Origin of the sequence: Streptomyces desertarenae, assembly GCF_042681365.1 — a bacterium.
Classification (GTDB): Bacteria; Actinomycetota; Actinomycetes; order Streptomycetales; family Streptomycetaceae; genus Streptomyces; species Streptomyces desertarenae.
Genome location: NZ_JBHUFU010000006.1, coordinates 137,016 through 156,187, shown reverse-complemented (window position 1 = coordinate 156,187; position 19,172 = coordinate 137,016). Strand labels below are relative to the sequence as shown.

The following is a 19,172-nucleotide window of genomic DNA, read 5'->3' as shown; positions in this document are numbered from 1 at the left end:
GGGGGAAATCACACGCCCGAGGGTGCTCGGCCCGCCCTCCCCGGCCCCGCGGCCCGGCGGGGGCGGGCGGCGGCGGGGACCGCGCGGCCGCATCACACCCGCTCCCGAGGGCATACGAACGGTATGCACCCGTTGGGCGCCGCCAGGGAGGTGTCACCGGCCATGAGGGTCACCAGGGCACTGCCCTTCGCGTCCGGATCGCCCCTCGACGCCCTGCCGCTGTCCCTGGTCCCCCTCGCGCCGCGCGGGTTGCGGGCCGCCGCGCTGGAGGCCGCGTTCCTGGCGGGCCGCGCCCTCCTCTATCCCGCGGGCATGGTGCAGGAGCGGTACGTCCCGCCGCCCGCGGCCGGCCCGGACGGCGTCCTGTCCCGGCCCGCCGGAACACCGCGCGGGGCGGACCGCACGGGCGTGCCCGGGGCGCGCCGGCGCCACCGGCCGCCCGTCCTCCTCCTGCACGGCTTCATCGACAACCGCTCGGTCTTCACCCTGCTGCGCCGCTCCCTGGCCCGCCACGGCTGGCACGACGTCTGCGCCTTCAACTACTCCCCCCTCACCTGCGACATCCGCTGCGCGGCCGCGCGCCTGGCGGAGTACGTCGAGGAGGTGTGCGAGAGCTCCGGCCGGCGCCGCATCGACGTGGTGGCGCACAGCCTGGGCGGCCTGGTGGCCCGCTACTACGCGCAGCGCATGGGCGGGGACGCCCGGATCCGCACGCTGGTCACCCTGGGCAGTCCCCACGCCGGTACGCGCGCGGTGCCGCTGCTGTCGGCCCACCCGCTCGTCCGCCAGATCCGGCCGGGCTCCGAGGTGATCGAGGAGCTCGCCGGCCCGGCGCCCGGCTGCCGGACCCGGTTCGTCGCCTTCTGGAGCGATCTGGACCAGGTGATGGTCCCGGCCGAGGCGGCCCGTCTGGACCATCCGGACCTGGACGTCCGCAACGTGCGCGTGCACGGTCTGGGGCACCTGGCCCTGCTCGCGCACGGGGAGGTCGCCGCCGGGGTCCGGGACGAACTGGCAGCCGGCGCGCGGCGGCACAGGGCGCCCCGGGGCTCGGCGGGGGCCGCCTGACCCCCCGCACGCACCGCCGCGCCCCCTCGTCCGCGCCCTCGCCGCGGACGCTCCGGGCCCGACGGCCCGAGTCCTCCGCCGAATCCGCCGGAATTCCCCACGTCCCCCCGCCGCGGCTCCGCCGCGCCTCGAGCGGTTTCCAGGCCCCAGCAGCCCTCCAGGGAATCGAACTCGCTTCGAACGCCGGGCCAAGTACTGGTCTGTAGTCCACCGAAACACGACCGAATGCCCGTTTCCGGTGGGCCCGAAACCTGCCGAAGATTGTCGCCGTCGCGTACCGCCGGGTACAGTCGCCGCACTGCTCCGCCCCTGTCGCCGAGGCGAAAGAGAAGTTGGTGGTGAACGACCGTCACCCGTCGGGAGACTCAGCCCCCGCCGACCCCGCTGCCGACGCCTCCTACGGCCCCTACGGCCTCCCCTACGACCAGTCGGCCTACGGCTACCAGGTCTCCCAGGACACCTCGTACGGCTACGCCACCGGCACCTTCGACGCCCTCGGGGACGCCTACGGCGGCGACCCCCTCTTCGGCCCCCTGCCCGGACAGGCCCAGGCGGCCCCCTCCCAGGGCCTCACCGGCACGGTGACCGCCCCGGACGCCTCCTGGGACGGCGGCACCGGCTCGTACCCGGCGTACGGCGGCTACGACGACCACTCCACCGGCACCTGGGCGCACGTCCCGGCCCAGCCGGACTCCCCCGAGGACACGGCCGGCGGTTACGGCTGGACGGCGGCGGACACCGCCCACGGCGCGGACCCCCACCCGGACCCGCACACCGCCCACGGCGCCTATCCCGCCGCCGGCTGGGACGACTCGGGTGCCTACCCCACCGCGGACCCCGCCGCCTACGGCACACCGGCCTCCGCCGATCCGGACGGGTACGGCTTCCCCGACCAGGAGTTCCCGGCCCAGGACTTCTCCGACCAGGGCTTCTCCACTCAGGAGTTCCCGGCCCAGGACTTCTCCGACCAGGCGTTCTCCACCCAGGAGTTCCCCCTCCCCGACACCGAGGCCCCCGGCGCGTCCGACCCTTCCGAGGAGCACGACGCCTCCCGCGGTTCCGCCGGTTCCCCCGGACCCGGATCCTCCGGGGACGGCACCCACGACGCTCCCCACGACGGCTCCGGGACGTCCCCGGACCCGCAGGCGGGCCCCGTCCACGGTGAAGGCCCCGGCGGCCCCGGCCTCCCGGCCCGCTCCGGGGGATCGCGCCGCCGCCGCTCCGCCCGGCCCAAGCGCTCCGCGCTGCTGACCGTCGCCGTGCCGTCCGTCTGCGTCATGGGGGTCACCGCCGTGGCGGCGGCCTCCGTCGGCGACGACGGCGACGACGCACCGGCCCAGGCCGCCCCCGACACCTCCGCCGTCAAGATCAACGCGGCCAACAGCAAGCTCGACACCCAGCTCGCCGGGCTCTCCGACGAGGCCGAGGGCTTCGCCGACCGCGCCAGCCGCACCCAGGAGCGCATCGACCTCAGGGAACGCCAGGAGGCCGAACGCAAGCGCAAGGCGGCCGAGGCCGCGCGCCGGGAGGCGCTGCGGCCGAAGTTCGCGCTGCCGGTGGCCCAGCACGGGCTCAGCGCCTACTACGGGCAGGCGGGCATCAACTGGGTGTCGCTGCACACGGGCATCGACTTCCCCGTCAGCTACGGCACCCCCGTCATGGCCGCCACCGACGGCACGGTCCGCACCCAGTGGCACAGCGCCTACGGCAACATGGTGATAGTGACCGCCCCCGACGGCACCGAGACCTGGTACTGCCACCTGAGCAGCGCCCGGATCCGCTCGGGCTCCGTCAAGGCCGGCGACATCATCGCCTACTCGGGCAACTCCGGTAAGTCCACCGGCCCGCACCTGCACTTCGAGGTCCGGCCCGGCGGCGGCGCGGCCATCGACCCGCTCTCCTGGCTCCGCTCCAAGGGTCTGGACCCGACCTGACCGGTCCGGTGCGACCGGCCGGCGGGCGCCGCCCGGGGCCCGGGGGACCCCCGGCGAGGGTCCCCGGGCCGGGCCCGTCGACCACTCAGAGCTTCTCCACCGGCGCGTACCGCAGCAGCAGCCTCTTGGGCTTGTCGCCGCCGAAGTCGATCGTCGCCTCGGCGTTGTCCCCGCTGCCCTTCACGGCCACCACCCGGCCGAGCCCGAAGCTGTCGTGCGTCACCCGGTCCCCCACCTCCAGCGCCACCACCGGGCGCTCGGCGGCCCGGCCCGTGGCGAACCCGCTCGGGCCGCGGCGCCGCGACGAGGGGCCGGCCGCGGGGAACGACGCCGACAGGGACGACGACCGGGACGGGGAGGCCGGCCGCGACGACGGCGCGGAGGCCGCTCCCCCGGCCATCGGACCGGTGCGCCGCCACTCCAGGTACTGGCCGGGGATCTCCTCCAGGAAGCGGGAGGGCGGGTTGTAGGAGGGCTGGCCCCACGCGCTGCGCATCGCCGAGCGGGTCAGGTAGAGCCGCTCGCGGGCCCGCGTGATGCCGACGTACGCCAGCCGCCGCTCCTCCTCCAGCTCCTTGGTCTTGCCGAGGGTGCGCAGGTGCGGGAAGACGCCGTCCTCCATGCCCGTCAGGAACACCACCGGGAACTCCAGGCCCTTGGCGGTGTGCAGCGTCATCAGCGTGACGACGCCGCCGCCCTCGGCGTCCTCGTCGGGGATCTGGTCGGAGTCGGCGACCAGCGCCACCTGCTCCAGGAACTCCGCGAGCGTGCCCGGGTCCTCCCCGCGCTCCTGCTCGAACTCCAGGGCGACCGCGGCGAGTTCCTGGAGGTTCTCCACCCGGGTCTCGTCCTGCGGGTCGGTGGAGGCCTGGAGTTCGGCGAGGTAGCCGGTACGCTCCAGGACGGCCTCCAGCACGGTCGCCGGGCCGGCGCCCGACTCCACGACCGTCCGCAACTCCTCCAGCAGGGCGTTGAACCGCTTGACGGCGTTGACCGAGCGGGCCGCCATGCCGTACGCCTCGTCGACCCGGCGCAGCGCCTGCGGGAAGGTGATCCTCTCGCGCAGCGCCAGCGCCTCGATCATCGCCTCGGCCCGCTCGCCGATGCCGCGCTTGGGCACGTTGAGGATGCGGCGCAGCGGCACGGAGTCCTCGGGGTTGGCCAGCACCCGCAGGTACGCCAGGACGTCCCGGACCTCCTTGCGCTCGTAGAAGCGCACCCCGCCGACGACCTTGTAGGGCAGGCCGACGCGGATGAAGACCTCCTCGAAGACGCGGGACTGGGCGTTGGTGCGGTAGAAGACCGCGACGTCGCCCGCCTTCGCCTTCCCCGCGTCCGTCAGCCGGTCGATCTCGTCGGCGACGAACTGCGCCTCGTCGTGCTCGGTGTCGGCGACGTAGCCGGTGATGCGGGAGCCGGCCCCGGCCTCGGTCCACAGGTTCTTCGGGCGGCGGTTCTCGTTCCGCTCGATGACGGCGTTGGCGGCCGACAGGATGGTCTGCGTGGAGCGGTAGTTCTGCTCCAGCAGGATGGTGGTGGCGTCCGGGTAGTCCTCCTCGAACTGGAGGATGTTGCGGATGGTGGCGCCGCGGAAGGCGTAGATCGACTGGTCCGCGTCGCCGACGACGCACAGCTCGGCCCGCGCGTCCCCGCTCCCGTGCCCCTCGTCCCCGGTCCTGCCGTCGACCCCGACCAGCTCCCTGATCAGGGTGTACTGGGCGTGGTTGGTGTCCTGGTACTCGTCGACCAGCACATGGCGGAAGCGGCGGCGGTAGTGCTCGGCGACGTCCGGGAACGCCTGGAGCAGGTGCACCGTCGTCATGATGATGTCGTCGAAGTCCAGGGCGTTGGCCTCGCGCAGCCGCGCCTGGTACATCCGGTACGCCTCGGCCAGCGTCTTCTCGAAGCCGTCCGAGGCGCGGGACGCGAAGGCCTCCTCGTCGACCAGTTCGTTCTTCAGGTTCGACACCTGGGCGCTGAAGGACTTGGGCGGGAAGCGCTTGGGGTCCAGCTCCAGGTCCCGGCAGACCAGGGCCATCAGCCGCCGCGCGTCGGCGGCGTCGTAGATGGAGAAGCTGGAGGTGAAGCCGAGCCGCTTGCTCTCGCGGCGCAGGATGCGCACGCACGCGCTGTGGAAGGTGGAGACCCACATCGCCTGGGCGCGGGGGCCCACCAGCTCCTCGACGCGCTCCTTCATCTCGCCCGCGGCCTTGTTGGTGAAGGTGATCGCGAGGATCTGCCCCGGGTGCACGCCGCGCGCGCCCAGCAGGTAGGCGATGCGGTGGGTGAGCACCCTCGTCTTGCCCGAGCCGGCGCCCGCGACGATCAGCAGGGGCGAGCCGGTGTGCACCACGGCCGCGCGCTGCTGCTCGTTCAGCCCCTCCAGCAGGGTCGCGGGGTCGACGACGGGGCGGACCGCGCCGTCCCGGTAGTGGGTGTCGCGCGCACCGCCGCCCGCGAAGGCGCCCGCGAAGAGGTCGTCGGGGACCTCCTCCGCCGGTGCGGCCGCCTCCTCCGGCGGAGGGGGCGGCTCCTCCTCCGCGGAGGGTTCGAGGTCGGCCAGGAAACTGTCGTCGAAGAGGCTGCTCATCGTCGTACGAGTCTAGGCGGCTCCCTCGGTGCGGGGCGGCCCGCTCCCTAAGATGGCGGGTATGACGGACCTTCCCTCCCAGCGCCCCGGCTCCGAGCTGCGCGCGGGTCACGCCGACCGTGAAGAGGTCGCCGAGCGGCTCCGCGAGGCCGCCGGCGACGGCCGGATCGACCTGGAGGAGCTGGAGGAGCGGCTGGAGAGGGCCTTCACCGCCAAGACGTACGGCGAGCTGGACGCACTCACCGCCGACCTGCCCGACCCGGGGGCGCCCGGCCGGCCCCCGCGGCCGCAGTCGCAGTTGCAGCCGCAGCCGTCGCAGGAGCCCATGGTGCTGAGGACGGTGGCCGGGGACATCCGGCAGACCGGCTACTGGGTGGTGCCGGAGCGGATCGTCGCCAAGAGCGCCCTGGGCCAGATCAGGATCGACTTCACCCGGGCCGAGTGCCGCCACCGCGAGGTGCACCTGGAGCTCGACGCGGGGATGGGCGAGATCAGGATCGTGGTGCCGCGCGGTTGGTCGGTCCGGACGGACGGACTGAGCTGCGGCTTCGGCTCGGTGCGGAACCGGGTCACCGAGCCGCCCGCGCCCGGCATGCCGGTGCTGCGGCTCACCGGCAGCTCCAAGGCGGGGACGGTCGTGGTGCGGTACCCGTTCCGCTGGCCCGGCCGCCGCTCCGAGGACTGACGGCCGCCGCGGTCCCGCCGGGACCGGGGGAGCGGGCCGCGGACGGCCGGAGCCCCGGCCGCACGCACGCGGCCGGGGCTCCTGTCGCCTCCGCACGCCCGCGCGTCCCCGCGGGCGGGACCGCTCAGGTCCACATGGTGGCGATGAAGATGTTGGCGACGGTCAGCAGGCCGACGGTGCCGAAGACCGGCGCGGGCACCCTCTCCTCGTCGCGCTTGACGTAGACCAGGGCGAGGATCACCACCAGCAGCGCCAGCTTCACGCCGATCTTGACGTGGTCGACCGCCTGGTCGTCCGCCTCGTTCAGGCCCACCAGGGCCACGCCCGTCACCAGCATGGTGAGGGCGCCGTGCAGCATCGCCGGCACGATGCGCGCCTCTCCGGCGCCCATCGCCTTCATCTGGGTCATGAATCCGCCGAGCAGCGCGCCGATGCCCACGATGTGCAGGCCGACGAAGAAGTGGGTGAGTGCCTCCATGGACGCGAGGGTAGCCGGAGCGCGTCCGCGGCCCGCCGGTAGGTCCGGTCCCCCGCACCGCCCTCCCGTCCTCCCGTCTCCCCCCTCTCCCCTCCTGCCCCTCGTTGTTGTCAACCTTGTCTTCGATGTAGTACTTCTTATACATGAGCGAGCAGGTGCACAACAGGTTGTCCCTTGTACGCGCGGAACGGAAGGTCTCCCGCCGGCGCCTGGCCGAGGCGGTCGGCGCCCACTACCAGACCATCGGCTACATCGAACGCGGCGAGTACAACCCCAGCCTGCACCTGGCCCTGCGGATCGCCGGCTTCTTCGACCTGCCGGTCGAGGCGCTGTTCTCACTGGAGCCGTTCCGCCCGCTCACCGACGAGGTCTACGGGAGGAAGCGATGACGCACACCACCACCACGCACCGCGACCGGCGCATGCTCGCCCTGATGAACGAGGACCGCCACCGGGGCCTCCACGCCACCCGGGCCCGGCGCCGGGGCCTCGTCGCCGCCCACGTCGCCCTGACGGCCGCCCTGCTGGCGGCCCTGTGGGCCCTCTCGGGCCACGACCTGCCGCCGTACGCGGCGATCCCGGCGGCCTTGGTGGCGCTGGTGGCGTGGTGCGCGGTCACGGGAGTGCTGAACCTTTCGACCCGCGGGCTGCTGGAGCTGCGCACCCGGGCGCTGGACGAGCGGCAGCTCACCGACCGGGGCCGCGCCCTCACCACCGCGCACCGGACCTCCCTCGCCCTCCAGGCCGCCGCGCTGCTCGGCCTGCACCTCGCCCACGAGTACGGCGGTGCGCGGCTCACCGCCCCGCTCCTGCTGGGCGTCCTGTTCGCCCTGCTGGTCGCCCACTGGCTGCTGCCGCTGTGGATCGCGGCCCTGACCGCGCCCGACGAGCCCGCGGACGACGCCTGACGCGGGGGCCGGGCCGCCGCCGTTCACCCGTCCGGGTGCTCGTTCCGGCTCCCGCCCCGGCCTCCCGCGCCCCTCCACCACCGCGCCACCACGGCGGGTGACGCGCCCGCTCCGCTCCGGCCCCGCACGGAACCGGCGCGAACGCCCGCGGCGCCACCCCGCCGTAGGGCACAATTCCCTCCCGTTGCCGGGGAGTCGGCGGCTCGGGGAGAGCCGGGGAGAGGTGGAGCGACGGTGGCCGTGGACGCGGCGCGGGACGGTACGGCGGGAGCGCCCGGTTCGGCCGGCCCCGCGGGCACGAGGGCGGCGGGCACCGCGGCCGGCACGGGGACGGCGGCGGGCGGGCACGCGAGCGGGTGCGCCTGCCCCGGCTGCCCGCACGGGGCCCGCGAGGCCCTCCGCCGGGCACGGGCCGACTTCGCCGCACGGCGCGACGAACTGGCGGCGGGCTCCACGGTGCCCGCCGCGCTCGCCCACTCCCCCGGAGCGTCCCGCCAGTGGGTCTCCGACGAGCTGACCCAGGCGGCCCAGGCCGTCGCCGAGCGCGTCCGCGCCGTGGACGACCTCCGGCTGCGCTCGCTGTGGCGGCGCACCGCACTCGCCGTCTGGTGCGCCGTCGCCCTGCTGGCCGCCGTCCAGGCGGTCACCGCCGCCCTCGGCCCGGGCTGGACGGCCGCGCGGACGGCCGGGCTGGCCGCCGCGCTGGCGGCCGCGCTCTGCCTGACCGCCGCGGCCCGGCTGCACCGGTCGCACGGCGGGGTGCTGGCACCGGTGACCGGCGAGGACAACCGGCTGTCGACCTCGCGCGCGGTCGCCGCCGCGTGGGTGCTGCTGGTCTGCTACGCGGTGCTGGTCCTCGCCGTCGAGCCGGCCGTCGCGTCCGGCGCGGAGGACCGCCGCGGTCTGCCGGCGGGCCTGGACCTCCGGCACGGCGCCGGGCTGCTGACCGTCCTGGCCCTGTCGTGCGCGGTGGCCGTCGTGGTGCGGCGCACCGTGCTCCTGCGGGTGCGGGCGCAGCGGCTCCAGAAGGTGCGCGCCGACCGGCCCCGCGCCGCCGACCTGCTCACCGACGACGGCGGCCGCGGGTCCTTCACGGACGTGCAGTACGTGCTGGTGAACGCGGTCGTGCTGGTCATGGCGGCGGTGCGGCTGGCCCGCCGCCCCGGTGAGCTGCCGGAGCTGCCGTGGGCAGCGGTGCTGCTGGCGGCGGTCTCGGCCGTGACGTACCTGGCCGGGAAGTACGCCGAGGGCGGCCGCCCCGTCGTCATGTCCGTCGTCCGCGCCCGGGAGGCCGGCGACCTGGACGCGCCGATCCGCACCGGCGACGACATCGAGATCCGCGGCTCCGGTTTCGTGCCGCCGGGCGCGGAGGCCCCGGACCGGCTGGCGCGGACGACGGTCCGCATCGGCCCCGTCCACGTCCACGTGCCGCTGGTCCCGGTGGCCGGGGGCTTCGTCAACCCCTCCGACACGGTGCTCGTCGTCCCCGTGCCGGTGGACGTCGAGCCGGGGCGGGTGGAGGTGCAGGTGGTCACCGCGGCGGGCGCCGAGACCAACCGCTACGCCATCGACGTGGTGGACTGACCCCGCTCCGGGGCCCGGCGTCCGGGCCCCGGGGCGGGAGGCGGACCCCGCGCCCGCGGTCCCGCGCCGCCGCGCCCGGCGCCGCCGCGGTGGCGGGCGGCGCCGGGCGCACCGGTCACCCGCGGCGGCCCGGGCGCCGGCTCACTCGTAGGTGACGTCGGAGGCGGAGTAGCGGCAGTGCCTGCCGTCCGGACCGGTACCGGTCCTGCTCGGCTCCTTGCCGCTGCTGTTGCCCCGGTAGCGCTCGCACAGCTTGATCTTCTTCCCGGGGTCGCCGACGACCGTGACGTTCCGCAGGGTGGCGGTGTCCCCGTAGTTGCCGTTGACGCCCACCAGGGACTTGCCCGGGGCGGTGGCCGTCACGCCGTCGAGGACGACGTGGCGCGTGTACTGCTTCCGGCAGTTGCCGCAGGAGCGCACCAGCTTGCCGAAGCCGGCCACCCGGAAGCCGGAGACCGTCAGGGTGCCCGCGCCGTTGAACTGGAAGACCTTGTCGTCGGCCTTGCGGGCGCCGCCGCCGGTGACGGTGTACCGCGCCGAGGAGGAGGTGCCCTTGAAGCTGGCGGCGTCCTCGCCGACCTCCTCCCACCACACGTTCTGCAGGGTGCAGCTGCCCAGGCAGTGGACGCCGTCGGCGGCGGGGGAGCCGATGACCGCGTTCTTCAGGACGGCGCCGTCCTTCAGCTCGAAGATCGGGTCCTGGCCCTCGTCCTGGCTGTCGCCGCCCAGCCCGCCGCTGCCGTGGAAGCGCTTCATGCCGCCGTCGTAGGTGCCCGAGACCTCGATGGTGGAGGAGACCGGCTTGCTCCCCTCCGGGTCGGGCCAGGCGGGGGCCGCGCCGGCCGAGGAGGTCGGCACGGCGCCGGTGGCGACCACCGCCCCGGTCACGGCGGTGGCGACCAGCGCCCCGACGGTGCGGCGGCGGGTGGGCCGCCCGCGGTGCTCCCCGCGCCGCTGGGTTCTCGGTGTCATGGGCTCTCTCCGACTCTCGTGGGGGGGGTGCTTGCGCCCCCAAGTCGCCGCCGCCGCCCGGAAGGTTGCCGCCGGAATCACCCGCCTCACCGGGAGGCTCCCCGCCCCCGCACCCGCCCCCCGGTGGAGGCCCCGACTTACGCAACAAGGTTGCGCAAACGATTACTATGCTCAGCGCCCACCGTCGGGCACGGGCACACCACACGGAGGCTCGCCATGGTCCCGGACGACGCGTCCGCCGAGTTCCATGACTTCTTCGAGCGTCACCACGCCGAACTCGCCCGCCTCGCCTACCTGCTGACGGGTGATCCGGACACCGCCGAGGACCTGGCCGCCGACGCGCTGGTCGAGCTCTGGCACCGCTGGGACCGCGTGCGCGGCGCCGACCACCCGGTCGCCTACGCCCGCGGCGTCGTCGCCAACAAGGCGCGCTCCCGCATCCGCAGCGCGGTGCGCGAGAGGCGCCGCCTGAGCCTGTTCCGGCTCCACCGCTCCGAGCGGGTGGACGATCCGGACGTGGCGGCCGCCGTGGACGTCCGGACGGCCCTGGCGCGGCTGTCGTTCGGCAAGCGCGCCTGCGTCGTGCTGCGCCACGCCCTCGACCTGTCCGAGCGGGAGACGGCGCTCGCCCTCGGCGTCTCGGTGGGTACCGTCAAGAGCCAGACGTCCAAGGGCATGGCGGAGTTGCGCCGGATGCTGGGCACCCGGGCCGCCGGCGAGCTGGTGGGGAGAGGGCAGTGATGGACCCCCTGCACGAGATGCTGCGGGAAGAGGCCGACGCCTACCGGCCGGACGGCGCACGGCTGCGCGCCCGCGTGCGGGAGGGGATCTCCGCCGGCGCGGAGGGCCGCGCCGGCCGGTTCCCCCGGTCCGCGTGGGGCGTCCGGGCGCCGGGCGGGTCCCGCCCGTCCTGGCCCCGGATCGCCCTCGGCGCCCTGGCGTCGTCCGCGGTGCTCCTCGCCGGCGTCCTCGCCGTCACCTCCCCGGTGGACGGGGACGGGGGGAGCGACGAGGTGGCCACCGCCCCGCTCCCCGCACCGCCGGATCCGGACGCGGTGGCGCCCTCGCCCGGCCCGTCCGTCCCGCCGGGCGGCGGGGAGCGCGCCGAGAGCGGTCCGCTGTGGGCCGAGGGCGTCATCGACCCGCACAGCAACCCGCACTGGGCGCAGGGCAACGTCACCCTGGGCACCCGCGAGCCCCTCACCGCGCTCGTCCTGGAGGTGCGGGTCGCCCAGACCGGCGGGGTGCGCAGCACCGGGAACTGGCGGACGCTGCCCGAGGCCGACTTCACCGTCACCGTGCGCGAGGAGGGCGGCGCGCTGGTCTACCGCTGGACCCTGCGGGAGGGGCGGACCGTTCCCGCCGGGGAGCACGTCTTCGCCGTCCAGTACGACCACGCGGCCGGTGCCCGCGACGCCGGGCGGGACGCCTACACCGCGACCGCCGCCGCTGCGGCCGGCGGCGAGCACACCGTCCGAGGCGGCTTCCGGCCGCCTCCCGGGTGACGTACCGGGCCGGGCGGCCGGCGCCGGCGTCCCTCCCGGCGCGGGCCGGCCGCCCGCGCCGCCCTACCCGCCCTTCCCCCGGCCCCGGCGGCGCCGGACGGCGTGGGTGACGGCGGAGACGGCACCCGCCAGCAGCAGCGCGGCCGGGAGCAGCGGCAGCAGGACGGGCAGCGGCAGCTCCCACCGGCCCGTCGCCGTCAGCACGTGGGCCGCGGCGATGCCCAGCAGCGACAGGCCCAGCAGCAGCCGGGCGGGATCGAACGCCTGCCGTCTCACCGCGCCCCCTCCGCCCGGTGCTGCACGACCCGGGCCTCGCCCAGGCCGACGTGCAGGCGCAGCTCCAGCGTCCCGTCCGGCTCGCCCCCGTCCGCCGGGGGCAGCGTCCGCCGGTCGGTGACGCCGATCCCGCCGCCGTGCTCCCCGCGCCAGCCGCCCCCGGCCTCGGGCAGCTCCGACAGCCGGTAGCCGCCGGTGCCCACCTCGACCTCCAGCCGGACCTCGATGTCGTCGGGCACGACCACCAGCGCGTCCCCGGCGGCCACCTCCACGGCCGTGCGGAGGGTGCGCCCCGCCTCCAGCTCCACCCCGGACAGGTCCAGGACGGCCGAGCCGCTGCCCAGTTCGTACCGCTCCCGGACCGCGGCCGCCGAGGAGGGGCGCCAGGACGCCTCGGTCCACCCGGTGGAGATCTCCTCCGGCAGCGCCACGGCACCGGTCAGCAGCACTCCGGTGCACACGATCGCGGCGATCGTGCCGCCGCCCACCCTCCCGCGGAAGGCGCTGACGGCCGTGCCCAGCCCGAGGACGCCCAGCGCGCAGCCCAGCCCCACCGCCAGGGCGGTGCCCAGCGACGGCGAGGACCAGGCCGCGGCCGTGCCGGCCACCGCCGCCGCCAGCGCGAGCAGGACGAGCGGGCCGCCGAGGGAGCGCCGCCCGCTCGGTGCGGTGCCTCCGGGCTCCCCGGCGCCCTCCGGGGGCCGCGGCTCCCACGGGGCGTCCGTCCGCGCCGCGCGCGGGTCGGCGGCCGGCTCGTCCTCCGGCCCCCACAGGTAGCCGGTGTCGTGCGGCCACCCCGGCCGCCCGTCCTTGGTCAGCGGCTCGCGCCACCACGACGGCCCGGTCGGCGCGGGCGGCGCCTTGGCCTCGGGAGGGGCCTCGGCGGCGGCGTGGGCCGCCACCGGGTCCGCCAAACGGCCCTCGGCCTCGGTGGCCGCGGCCCGGCGCCGCTGCTGCGACCAGTGGGCCGCGCCGGCCACGGCGCCGACGAGCAGCACGGAGAACAGCTGGACGCGCTCGCTGCCGCTGCCCATGGAGGTGAGGAACAGCCCGGAGCCGACCAGCGCGCAGAGCACCGCGCTCAGCGCGGTGCCCTCGACCCGGCCCGACAGCAGCCGCCGCCCCTCGTTCTCGTCCTCGCCCTCCAGCGGGACGAGCAGCCAGGCGAAGCCGTAGAAGAGCAGTCCGAGGCCGCCGACGACGGAGAGCACGGCCAGCGGCACCCGGAAGATCACCGGGTCCAGGTCGTAGTGGCGGCCCAGGCCGCCGCACACCCCGGAGACGACCTTGTGGTGCCGGCTGCGGACCAGCCGCGGCCGCGCCTCCGGTTCGCGCCCGCCCGCGGCGGCGGAACCCGTCCCACCGGACGGCCCGGACGGCCCGGACGGCCCGGACGCGGTTCCGCCACCGGACGGCCGGTCGTCGTGCGGGTCGTGCGGCGGGGCGTCTGTCATGGACTCCATGGTGACGTGCCCGCCCGCCGCCGGGCATCAGGGTCGGTCCCGGAGGCGTCCCGGATTCCTCGGGGGCGCCTCCGGGGCCGACCCTGATGCCCGGCCGGGCGGGTCCGTGTGACGATCGTGGCATGACCGCCCCCGTCCAGCAGCCCGCCGTCGAACACCTCCCGCTGCGCAGGCTCTACCGCAGCGCCGAGGGGCGGCTGCTCGGCGGGGTCGCGCGCGGGCTGGCCGGGCACCTGGGGATGCCGGTCTCCTGGGTGCGGGTGGCCTTCCTGGTGCTGCTCATGGCCAACGGCATGGGCGCCCTGGTGTACGCCGCCTTCTGGTTCGTCGTGCCGCTGGGGACGGGCGGGGTCGGGGCCGGTCCGCAGCCGGGCCGGGACCGGCGGGGTTCCGTCCGCAGGCCTGACAAGGGGCAGTTGGCGGCCCTGCTGGCCCTGGCCGCGGGGGTGGTGGTGCTCGGCGCCAACCTCCCGTTCGGCGCCGCGGGCGCCTATCTGTGGCCCCTGCTCCTGGTCGGCGCCGGCGTCGCCGTCGTGTGGCGCCAGGCCGACAACTCGCGCCGCGCGCACTGGATGGAGGTCAGCCGGCGCAGGCGGCTGCTGCCCCTGGCGCGCAGTGCCGCCGGGGCGCTCCTGGTCGGTCTGGGCGTCACCGGCTTCGCCGTCACCCGGGGCCTGGGGCCGCACCTGGGCACGGTGCTCCAGGCGTCGCTGGCCCTCCTGGTGGGCATCGCGCTGCTGGCGGGCCCGTACCTGGTCCGCCTGGTGCAGGACCTGTCGGAGGAGCGGCTGATGCGCATCCGCGCGCAGGAGCGCGCCGAGGTGGCCGCGCACGTCCACGACTCCGTGCTGCACACCCTCACCCTGATCCAGCGCAACGCCGACAACCCCCGCGAGGTGGCCCGTCTCGCCCGTGCCCAGGAGCGCGAGCTGCGGGCGTGGCTCTACAGGCCGGCCGGCACGGGCCGGGAGGAGGAGGACGAGCCGGAGACCCTGGCCGACGGCGTGCGGCGGCTCGCCGCCGAGGTGGAGGACCACCACGGGGTGCCGGTGGAGGTGGTGTGCGTGGGCGACTGCCCGGTGGACGAGAGGCTGGGGGCGCAACTCCAGGCGGCCAGGGAGGCGATGGTCAACGCCGCCAAGTACGGTGGCGAGGGCGGCCCCGTGCAGGTCTTCGCGGAGGTCGAGGGGCGCACGGTGTTCGTCTCCGTGCGCGACCACGGCCCCGGTTTCGACCTGGACGCGGTGCCCGGGGACCGGATGGGCGTGAGGGAGTCCATCATCGGGCGGATGCGGCGCAACGGCGGCACGGCCGTGCTGCGCGCGGCCCCGGAGGGGGGCACGGTGGTGGAGTTGGAGATGGAGAGGGCGGAAGCATGAGCGAGGAGCAGCGCCGGGCCCGGGTGGTCCTGGTCGACGACCACCGGATGTTCCGCACGGGCGTCCGGGCCGAGATCGGCAGGACGGAGGAGACGGGCGTCGAGGTCGTCGGCGAGGCCGCCGACGTGGACCAGGCGGTCTCGGTCATCGCCGCCACCCGGCCCGACGTCGTCCTGCTGGACGTGCACCTGCCGGGGGGCGGCGGGGTGGAGGTGCTGCGGCGCAGCGCGGCGCTGACGGCCGACCCCGAGCGCCCGGTGCGCTTCCTGGCCCTGTCGGTCTCGGACGCGGCCGAGGACGTCATCGGCGTGATCCGCGGCGGCGCCCGCGGCTACGTCACCAAGACGATCACCGGCGCCGACCTGGTGGACGCGGTCTTCCGGGTCGCCGAGGGCGACGCGGTCTTCTCCCCCCGTCTGGCGGGCTTCGTGCTGGACGCCTTCGCCTCCACCGACGCCCCGCCGGTCGACGAGGACCTGGACCGCCTCACCCAGCGCGAGCGCGAGGTGCTGCGCCTGATCGCGCGCGGCTACGCCTACAAGGAGATCGCCAAGCAGCTGTTCATCTCGGTGAAGACGGTCGAGAGCCACGTCTCGGCGGTGCTGCGCAAGCTCCAGCTCTCCAACCGCCACGAGCTCACCCGCTGGGCGACGGCCCGCCGCCTGGTGTGACGGCGGCGGGCCCCGTCCGGGGGCGGGGTCAGCGCCGCGCGAAATGCCCGGTGAGGGAGTCCGGCAGCAGCGCGCCGCCCTGCTCGGCCACGGCGCGCTCCTCGGCGCTGCCGCAGCTCTGGCCGAGCGTGAGCCGGGTCCGCCCGGCGCCGTCCGGCTCGTCGAGCTCCAGGGTCATGACGGCCTGCCCGGGGGGCACCGGGCACGTCCACGCCCATCACCAGGCGCCGGCCGGGCTCCGCCTCCAGGCAGGAGCCGGCCGGCGGGAACCGCCGGCCGCGGGGCCCCTCACATCCGGTCACATCCGGTCGGTCCCGTTCAGGTCGATGTCGATGCCGTACGGGACCGTGAGCGTCAGCCGGTCCTCGTGGACGCCGGTGAGGGTGTACGCCCCCGTGGCCGGGTCGAGGAGGTGGACGTGGACGACCGGGCGGTGGCGCGTGCCCTCCTCGACCAGCCAGAAGTGCGGGATGCCCGCCCGCGCGTAGAGCTGCGGCTTGCGTTCGCGGTCGCGGACGGCGGAGTCGGGGGCGACCGTCTCGACCACCAGGACGACGTCCCGCGCCGCGTAGCGGTCCGTGTCCAGTCCCCTGACGGCCTCCGCGCGGATCACCAGGACGTCCGGCTCGGGCGCCTGGCCCGGCCCCAGGAGCACGACCACCTCCCGCCGCACCCGCAGGTTCGGCGGGCACGAGCGCCTCAGCCCGTCCGCCAGGAGGGCGTTGGTCAGGGAGTGGTAGGGGGTCTGCCGGGCCGGGAAGACCAGGCTGCCGTCGATGAGCTGGGTGTGGGAGGGGAGTTCGGTCAGGCGGAAGAGGTCGTCGGCCGTGAAACCGCGGTGCGGGGGCCGCAGCCATGCGGGGAACGGCTCGTCGCCGATGCCGTCCCCCCTCTCCAGGTCCTCCATGCCGCCATCGTGATCGCATTCCGCCGGGCGACTCACCGGAATTGTCCGTTCCTCCGCTCGTACGAGTGAACCGCGCCGGGGAATGACGCAGGGACGCGCTACCGTCGTGGACCGGCGCGCCGGGTGCGGCGCTGTCCTGGCGTGCGGCCGTCCGCGAGGGGGAAGACGGTGCGAGCGGCCCGGTCGGGGAGCGGGCGGAGTTGCCGGAGCCGGCCGCGCCGCTGCGCGAGGACACCCGCCCGTCCGTCCGGTGCACGACGGCCGGCGGGAGGCGGGCCTCGCCCTGTGGGCGTCCGGTCCTCGCGGGCGGGGCGGGGGAGACGCACACAGCGCAGCAGACCAGTGGAAGGAGAATCACCATGGCCGAGGACACGGGCACCGCGCAGGCCGCGCGGCCGGACGAGCGGATCCGGGCGCTGGACCGGCTGACCGGCTCCTGGCGGGTGACCGGCGGCGCCGAGGGCACGGTCGCCTACCGGTGGGCGGCGGGCGGCTTCTTCCTGATCCAGGACGTGGAACTGGAGCAGAACGGACAGCGGGTCACCGGGTTCGAGGTGATCGGACGCGAGAAGCCCTTCGGCGCAAAGCGGCCGAGCGAGGAGATCCGCTCCCGCTTCTACGACCACCAGGGCAACACCTTCGACTACGTCTACGAACTCGACGGCGACACCCTGACCATCTGGGCCGGAGAGAAGGGCTCCCCCGCCCACTTCCGGGGCACCTTCGACGCGACGGGCGACACGCTCTCCGGCGCGTGGGTCTACCCCGGCGGCGGTGGCTACGACTCGGTCATGACCCGGGCCGGCTGACCGGGGCGCCCTCTGCACCCGGCCGGCCGCGGGCGCACGGCCACGGGCGGAACCCCGGCCCTGCGCCCGCGGCGGCGGGCGGAAACGCCCGCGCCGCCGCTCGAAGGGGTGAGCGGCGGCGCGGGCGCGGCGTGCGGGGGACGCGGGGGGCGTCACTCCCACTCGATGGTCCCCGGCGGCTTGCTGGTGACGTCCAGCACCACGCGGTTGACGTCGGCGACCTCGTTGGTGATGCGGGTCGAGATGCGCGCCAGCACGTCGTAGGGCAGGCGCGACCAGTCGGCGGTCATCGCGTCCTCGGACGAGACCGGGCGCAGCACGATCGGGTGGCCGTAGGTGCGGCCGTCGCCCTGGACGCCCACGGACCGGACGTCGGCGAGCAGCACCACCGGGCACTGCCAGATGTCGCGGTCCAGACCGGCCGCGGTCAGCTCCTCGCGGGCGATGGCGTCGGCCTCGCGCAGCAGGTCCAGGCGCTCCCTGGTGACCTCGCCGACGATGCGGATGCCCAGGCCCGGGCCGGGGAAGGGCTGGCGGTGGACGATCTCCTCCGGCAGGCCCAGCTCCTGGCCGACCATGCGGACCTCGTCCTTGAAGAGCTTGCGCAGCGGCTCCACCAGTTCGAACTGGAGGTCCTCGGGGAGGCCGCCGACGTTGTGGTGGGACTTGATGTTGGCGGTGCCGGTGCCGCCGCCGGACTCCACCACGTCCGGGTAGAGGGTGCCCTGCACGAGGAACTCCACGGCCTCGTCGCCCTGGCCGGCCTCGGCGACGATCTCGCTCGCGGCCTGCTCGAAGACGCGGATGAACTCCCGGCCGATGATCTTGCGCTTCTCCTCGGGGTCGGAGACCCCGGCCAGCGCGTCCAGGAAGCGCTTCTCGGCGTCCACGACCTTGAGCCTGACGCCGGTGGAGGCCACGAAGTCCTTCTCGACCTGCTCGGACTCGCCCTTGCGCATCAGCCCGTGGTCCACGTAGACGCAGGTCAGGCGGTCGCCGATGGCCTTGTTGACCAGGGCCGCGGCCACCGCGGAGTCCACGCCGCCCGACAGCCCGCAGATGGCGCGCTTGGTGCCGATCTGGGCACGGATGGCGGCGACCTGCTCCTCGACGACGTTCGCGGCCGTCCAGGTGGGCTTCAGCCCGGCGCCCCGGTAGAGGAAGTGCTCCAGAACCTGCTGGCCGTACGTGGAGTGCATCACCTCGGGGTGGTACTGCACGCCGTAGAGCCGGCGCTCGTCGTCCTCGAAGGCCGCTACGGGGACGCCGTCGGTGGAGGCGGTGACGGCGAAGCCCTCGGGGGCGGCGGAGCAGGCGTCGCCGTGCGACATCCACACCGACTGCTCCACCGGGGTGCCCTCGAAGAGGGTGGAGCCGGGCCTGGTGACGGTCAGCGGGGTGCCGCCGTACTCGCGGCGCCCGGTGTTGTCCACGGTGCCGCCCAGGGTCTGGGCCATGAGCTGGAAGCCGTAGCACATGCCGAAGACGGGGACCCCGGCCTCGAACAGCGCGCGGTCGATGCCGGGCGCGTCCTCGGCGTAGACGGAGGCGGGGCCGCCGGAGAGGATGATCGCCTTCGGGTCCCTGGCGAGCATCTCCTCCACCGGCATGGTGGACGGGACGATCTCGCTGTAGACCCGGGCCTCCCGGACGCGGCGGGCGATGAGCTGGGCGTACTGCGCGCCGAAGTCGACGACGAGGACGGTGTCCGGCGCGTCGGGTGCGGCGGTGGGCTCGGTGGGCTCTGATGCCACTGGGCTGGCTGCCTTTCGGCGTGGGTATGGCTTGGGAGGGCCCAGTCTACCGGGGGCGCCCGCGGCACCCGGCCGTCTCACGATCCGGCTCCCGCTGGTCACGGCGGGTGGCCGAGGGCATACTGGGGCGCATGTTCGCGCGGCAGACCTTCTGGTTTACCTATGGCACCGGCCCGGCCGGCTGCCATGG

Annotated in this window: 19 protein-coding genes; 11 read left to right on the top strand and 8 right to left on the bottom strand. The window is 75.4% G+C overall.

Annotated elements, in window-relative coordinates:
• Positions 1 to 162 precede the first annotated feature (162 nt).
• Complete coding sequence (locus tag ACFSJS_RS12265; RefSeq protein ID WP_380899385.1) at positions 163 to 1,068, top strand: esterase/lipase family protein; 906 nt, start codon at positions 163 to 165, stop codon at positions 1,066 to 1,068.
• A gap of 338 nt (positions 1,069 to 1,406) precedes the next feature.
• Positions 1,407 to 3,002, top strand: coding sequence for a M23 family metallopeptidase (locus ACFSJS_RS12260; RefSeq protein WP_380899384.1), 1,596 nt, complete (start codon positions 1,407 to 1,409; stop codon positions 3,000 to 3,002).
• Between the two features lie 85 nt (positions 3,003 to 3,087).
• On the opposite strand, the gene pcrA is transcribed toward ACFSJS_RS12260, so the two are convergent.
• Positions 3,088 to 5,592: a DNA helicase PcrA gene (gene pcrA / locus ACFSJS_RS12255; protein WP_380899383.1), complete on the bottom strand. Its 2,505-nt coding sequence runs from the start codon at positions 5,590 to 5,592 to the stop codon at positions 3,088 to 3,090.
• 61 nt (positions 5,593 to 5,653) lie between these two features.
• Here pcrA and ACFSJS_RS12250 point away from each other — a divergent pair, with 61 nt between their 5' ends.
• The gene (locus tag ACFSJS_RS12250) at positions 5,654 to 6,277 is read left to right on the top strand and encodes a DUF1707 SHOCT-like domain-containing protein (protein WP_380899382.1); all 624 of its coding nucleotides are present in this window, start codon (positions 5,654 to 5,656) and stop codon (positions 6,275 to 6,277) included.
• 124 nt (positions 6,278 to 6,401) lie between these two features.
• Here the strand turns inward: ACFSJS_RS12250 and ACFSJS_RS12245 are convergent, their stop codons facing one another.
• On the bottom strand, positions 6,402 to 6,755 hold the full coding sequence (locus tag ACFSJS_RS12245) for a hypothetical protein (protein WP_380899381.1): 354 nt from the start codon (positions 6,753 to 6,755) through the stop codon (positions 6,402 to 6,404).
• A gap of 143 nt (positions 6,756 to 6,898) precedes the next feature.
• Here ACFSJS_RS12245 and ACFSJS_RS12240 point away from each other — a divergent pair, with 143 nt between their 5' ends.
• From ACFSJS_RS12240 to ACFSJS_RS12230, 3 genes are all read left to right on the top strand, one after another.
• Positions 6,899 to 7,144 carry a helix-turn-helix transcriptional regulator gene (locus ACFSJS_RS12240; RefSeq protein WP_380899380.1) on the top strand — a complete coding sequence of 82 codons (246 nt, stop codon included), beginning with the start codon at positions 6,899 to 6,901 and terminating at the stop codon, positions 7,142 to 7,144.
• On the top strand, positions 7,141 to 7,662 hold the full coding sequence (locus ACFSJS_RS12235; RefSeq protein WP_380899379.1) for a hypothetical protein: 522 nt from the start codon (positions 7,141 to 7,143) through the stop codon (positions 7,660 to 7,662). The genes ACFSJS_RS12240 and ACFSJS_RS12235 overlap by 4 nt, the downstream gene beginning before the upstream one ends.
• A 234-nt stretch (positions 7,663 to 7,896) precedes the next feature.
• Positions 7,897 to 9,246, top strand: a complete 1,350-nt coding sequence (locus tag ACFSJS_RS12230; RefSeq protein WP_380899378.1) for a hypothetical protein — start codon at positions 7,897 to 7,899, stop codon at positions 9,244 to 9,246.
• A gap of 141 nt (positions 9,247 to 9,387) precedes the next feature.
• Here the strand turns inward: ACFSJS_RS12230 and ACFSJS_RS12225 are convergent, their stop codons facing one another.
• Positions 9,388 to 10,218, bottom strand: coding sequence for a pectate lyase (locus ACFSJS_RS12225; RefSeq protein WP_380899377.1), 831 nt, complete (start codon positions 10,216 to 10,218; stop codon positions 9,388 to 9,390).
• A 216-nt stretch (positions 10,219 to 10,434) separates the two neighbouring features.
• Here ACFSJS_RS12225 and ACFSJS_RS12220 point away from each other — a divergent pair, with 216 nt between their 5' ends.
• Both ACFSJS_RS12220 and ACFSJS_RS12215 read left to right on the top strand, forming a co-directional pair.
• On the top strand, positions 10,435 to 10,959 hold the full coding sequence (locus ACFSJS_RS12220; protein ID WP_380899376.1) for a SigE family RNA polymerase sigma factor: 525 nt from the start codon (positions 10,435 to 10,437) through the stop codon (positions 10,957 to 10,959).
• A complete protein-coding gene (locus ACFSJS_RS12215) occupies positions 10,959 to 11,723 on the top strand; it encodes a hypothetical protein (protein WP_380899375.1) in 765 nt (254 codons plus the stop codon). The genes ACFSJS_RS12220 and ACFSJS_RS12215 overlap by 1 nt, the downstream gene beginning before the upstream one ends.
• A 63-nt stretch (positions 11,724 to 11,786) precedes the next feature.
• Here ACFSJS_RS12215 and ACFSJS_RS12210 read toward each other — a convergent pair whose 3' ends face one another.
• The gene (locus tag ACFSJS_RS12210) at positions 11,787 to 11,999 is read right to left on the bottom strand and encodes a hypothetical protein (protein WP_380899374.1); all 213 of its coding nucleotides are present in this window, start codon (positions 11,997 to 11,999) and stop codon (positions 11,787 to 11,789) included.
• Positions 11,996 to 13,453, bottom strand: coding sequence for a PspC domain-containing protein (locus ACFSJS_RS12205; RefSeq protein WP_380899373.1), 1,458 nt, complete (start codon positions 13,451 to 13,453; stop codon positions 11,996 to 11,998). Before ACFSJS_RS12205 ends, ACFSJS_RS12210 begins: the two co-directional genes overlap by 4 nt.
• Positions 13,454 to 13,584: 131 nt before the next feature.
• Between ACFSJS_RS12205 and ACFSJS_RS12200 the strand changes: the two genes are divergently transcribed.
• Both ACFSJS_RS12200 and ACFSJS_RS12195 read left to right on the top strand, forming a co-directional pair.
• Positions 13,585 to 14,841, top strand: a complete 1,257-nt coding sequence (locus tag ACFSJS_RS12200) for a PspC domain-containing protein (RefSeq protein ID WP_380899372.1) — start codon at positions 13,585 to 13,587, stop codon at positions 14,839 to 14,841.
• Complete coding sequence (locus ACFSJS_RS12195) at positions 14,838 to 15,512, top strand: LuxR C-terminal-related transcriptional regulator (RefSeq protein WP_380899371.1); 675 nt, start codon at positions 14,838 to 14,840, stop codon at positions 15,510 to 15,512. The genes ACFSJS_RS12200 and ACFSJS_RS12195 overlap by 4 nt, the downstream gene beginning before the upstream one ends.
• A 28-nt stretch (positions 15,513 to 15,540) precedes the next feature.
• On the opposite strand, the gene ACFSJS_RS12190 is transcribed toward ACFSJS_RS12195, so the two are convergent.
• Entirely contained in the window at positions 15,541 to 15,711 is a 171-nt protein-coding gene (locus ACFSJS_RS12190) for a hypothetical protein (protein ID WP_380899370.1), read from the bottom strand.
• A 99-nt stretch (positions 15,712 to 15,810) separates the two neighbouring features.
• Positions 15,811 to 16,419, bottom strand: a complete 609-nt coding sequence (locus tag ACFSJS_RS12185) for a Uma2 family endonuclease (RefSeq protein ID WP_380899369.1) — start codon at positions 16,417 to 16,419, stop codon at positions 15,811 to 15,813.
• Between the two features lie 359 nt (positions 16,420 to 16,778).
• Here ACFSJS_RS12185 and ACFSJS_RS12180 point away from each other — a divergent pair, with 359 nt between their 5' ends.
• On the top strand, positions 16,779 to 17,228 hold the full coding sequence (locus ACFSJS_RS12180; protein WP_380899368.1) for a hypothetical protein: 450 nt from the start codon (positions 16,779 to 16,781) through the stop codon (positions 17,226 to 17,228).
• Positions 17,229 to 17,380: 152 nt separating this feature from the next.
• Here ACFSJS_RS12180 and guaA read toward each other — a convergent pair whose 3' ends face one another.
• A complete protein-coding gene (gene guaA / locus ACFSJS_RS12175) occupies positions 17,381 to 18,982 on the bottom strand; it encodes a glutamine-hydrolyzing GMP synthase (RefSeq protein ID WP_380899367.1) in 1,602 nt (533 codons plus the stop codon).
• Positions 18,983 to 19,172 lie beyond the last annotated feature (190 nt).

Coding starts and splice junctions, on each gene's coding strand:
- ACFSJS_RS12265 (WP_380899385.1), top strand. CDS start 163: ATGAGGGTCACCAGGGCACTGCCCTTCGCGTCCGGATCGCCCCTCGAC.
- pcrA (WP_380899383.1), bottom strand. CDS start 5,592: ATGAGCAGCCTCTTCGACGACAGTTTCCTGGCCGACCTCGAACCCTCC.
- ACFSJS_RS12250 (WP_380899382.1), top strand. CDS start 5,654: ATGACGGACCTTCCCTCCCAGCGCCCCGGCTCCGAGCTGCGCGCGGGT.
- ACFSJS_RS12245 (WP_380899381.1), bottom strand. CDS start 6,755: ATGGAGGCACTCACCCACTTCTTCGTCGGCCTGCACATCGTGGGCATC.
- ACFSJS_RS12240 (WP_380899380.1), top strand. CDS start 6,899: ATGAGCGAGCAGGTGCACAACAGGTTGTCCCTTGTACGCGCGGAACGG.
- ACFSJS_RS12235 (WP_380899379.1), top strand. CDS start 7,141: ATGACGCACACCACCACCACGCACCGCGACCGGCGCATGCTCGCCCTG.
- ACFSJS_RS12225 (WP_380899377.1), bottom strand. CDS start 10,218: ATGACACCGAGAACCCAGCGGCGCGGGGAGCACCGCGGGCGGCCCACC.
- ACFSJS_RS12220 (WP_380899376.1), top strand. CDS start 10,435: ATGGTCCCGGACGACGCGTCCGCCGAGTTCCATGACTTCTTCGAGCGT.
- ACFSJS_RS12215 (WP_380899375.1), top strand. CDS start 10,959: ATGGACCCCCTGCACGAGATGCTGCGGGAAGAGGCCGACGCCTACCGG.
- ACFSJS_RS12205 (WP_380899373.1), bottom strand. CDS start 13,453: ATGACAGACGCCCCGCCGCACGACCCGCACGACGACCGGCCGTCCGGT.
- ACFSJS_RS12200 (WP_380899372.1), top strand. CDS start 13,585: ATGACCGCCCCCGTCCAGCAGCCCGCCGTCGAACACCTCCCGCTGCGC.
- ACFSJS_RS12195 (WP_380899371.1), top strand. CDS start 14,838: ATGAGCGAGGAGCAGCGCCGGGCCCGGGTGGTCCTGGTCGACGACCAC.
- ACFSJS_RS12185 (WP_380899369.1), bottom strand. CDS start 16,419: ATGGAGGACCTGGAGAGGGGGGACGGCATCGGCGACGAGCCGTTCCCC.
- ACFSJS_RS12180 (WP_380899368.1), top strand. CDS start 16,779: ATGGCCGAGGACACGGGCACCGCGCAGGCCGCGCGGCCGGACGAGCGG.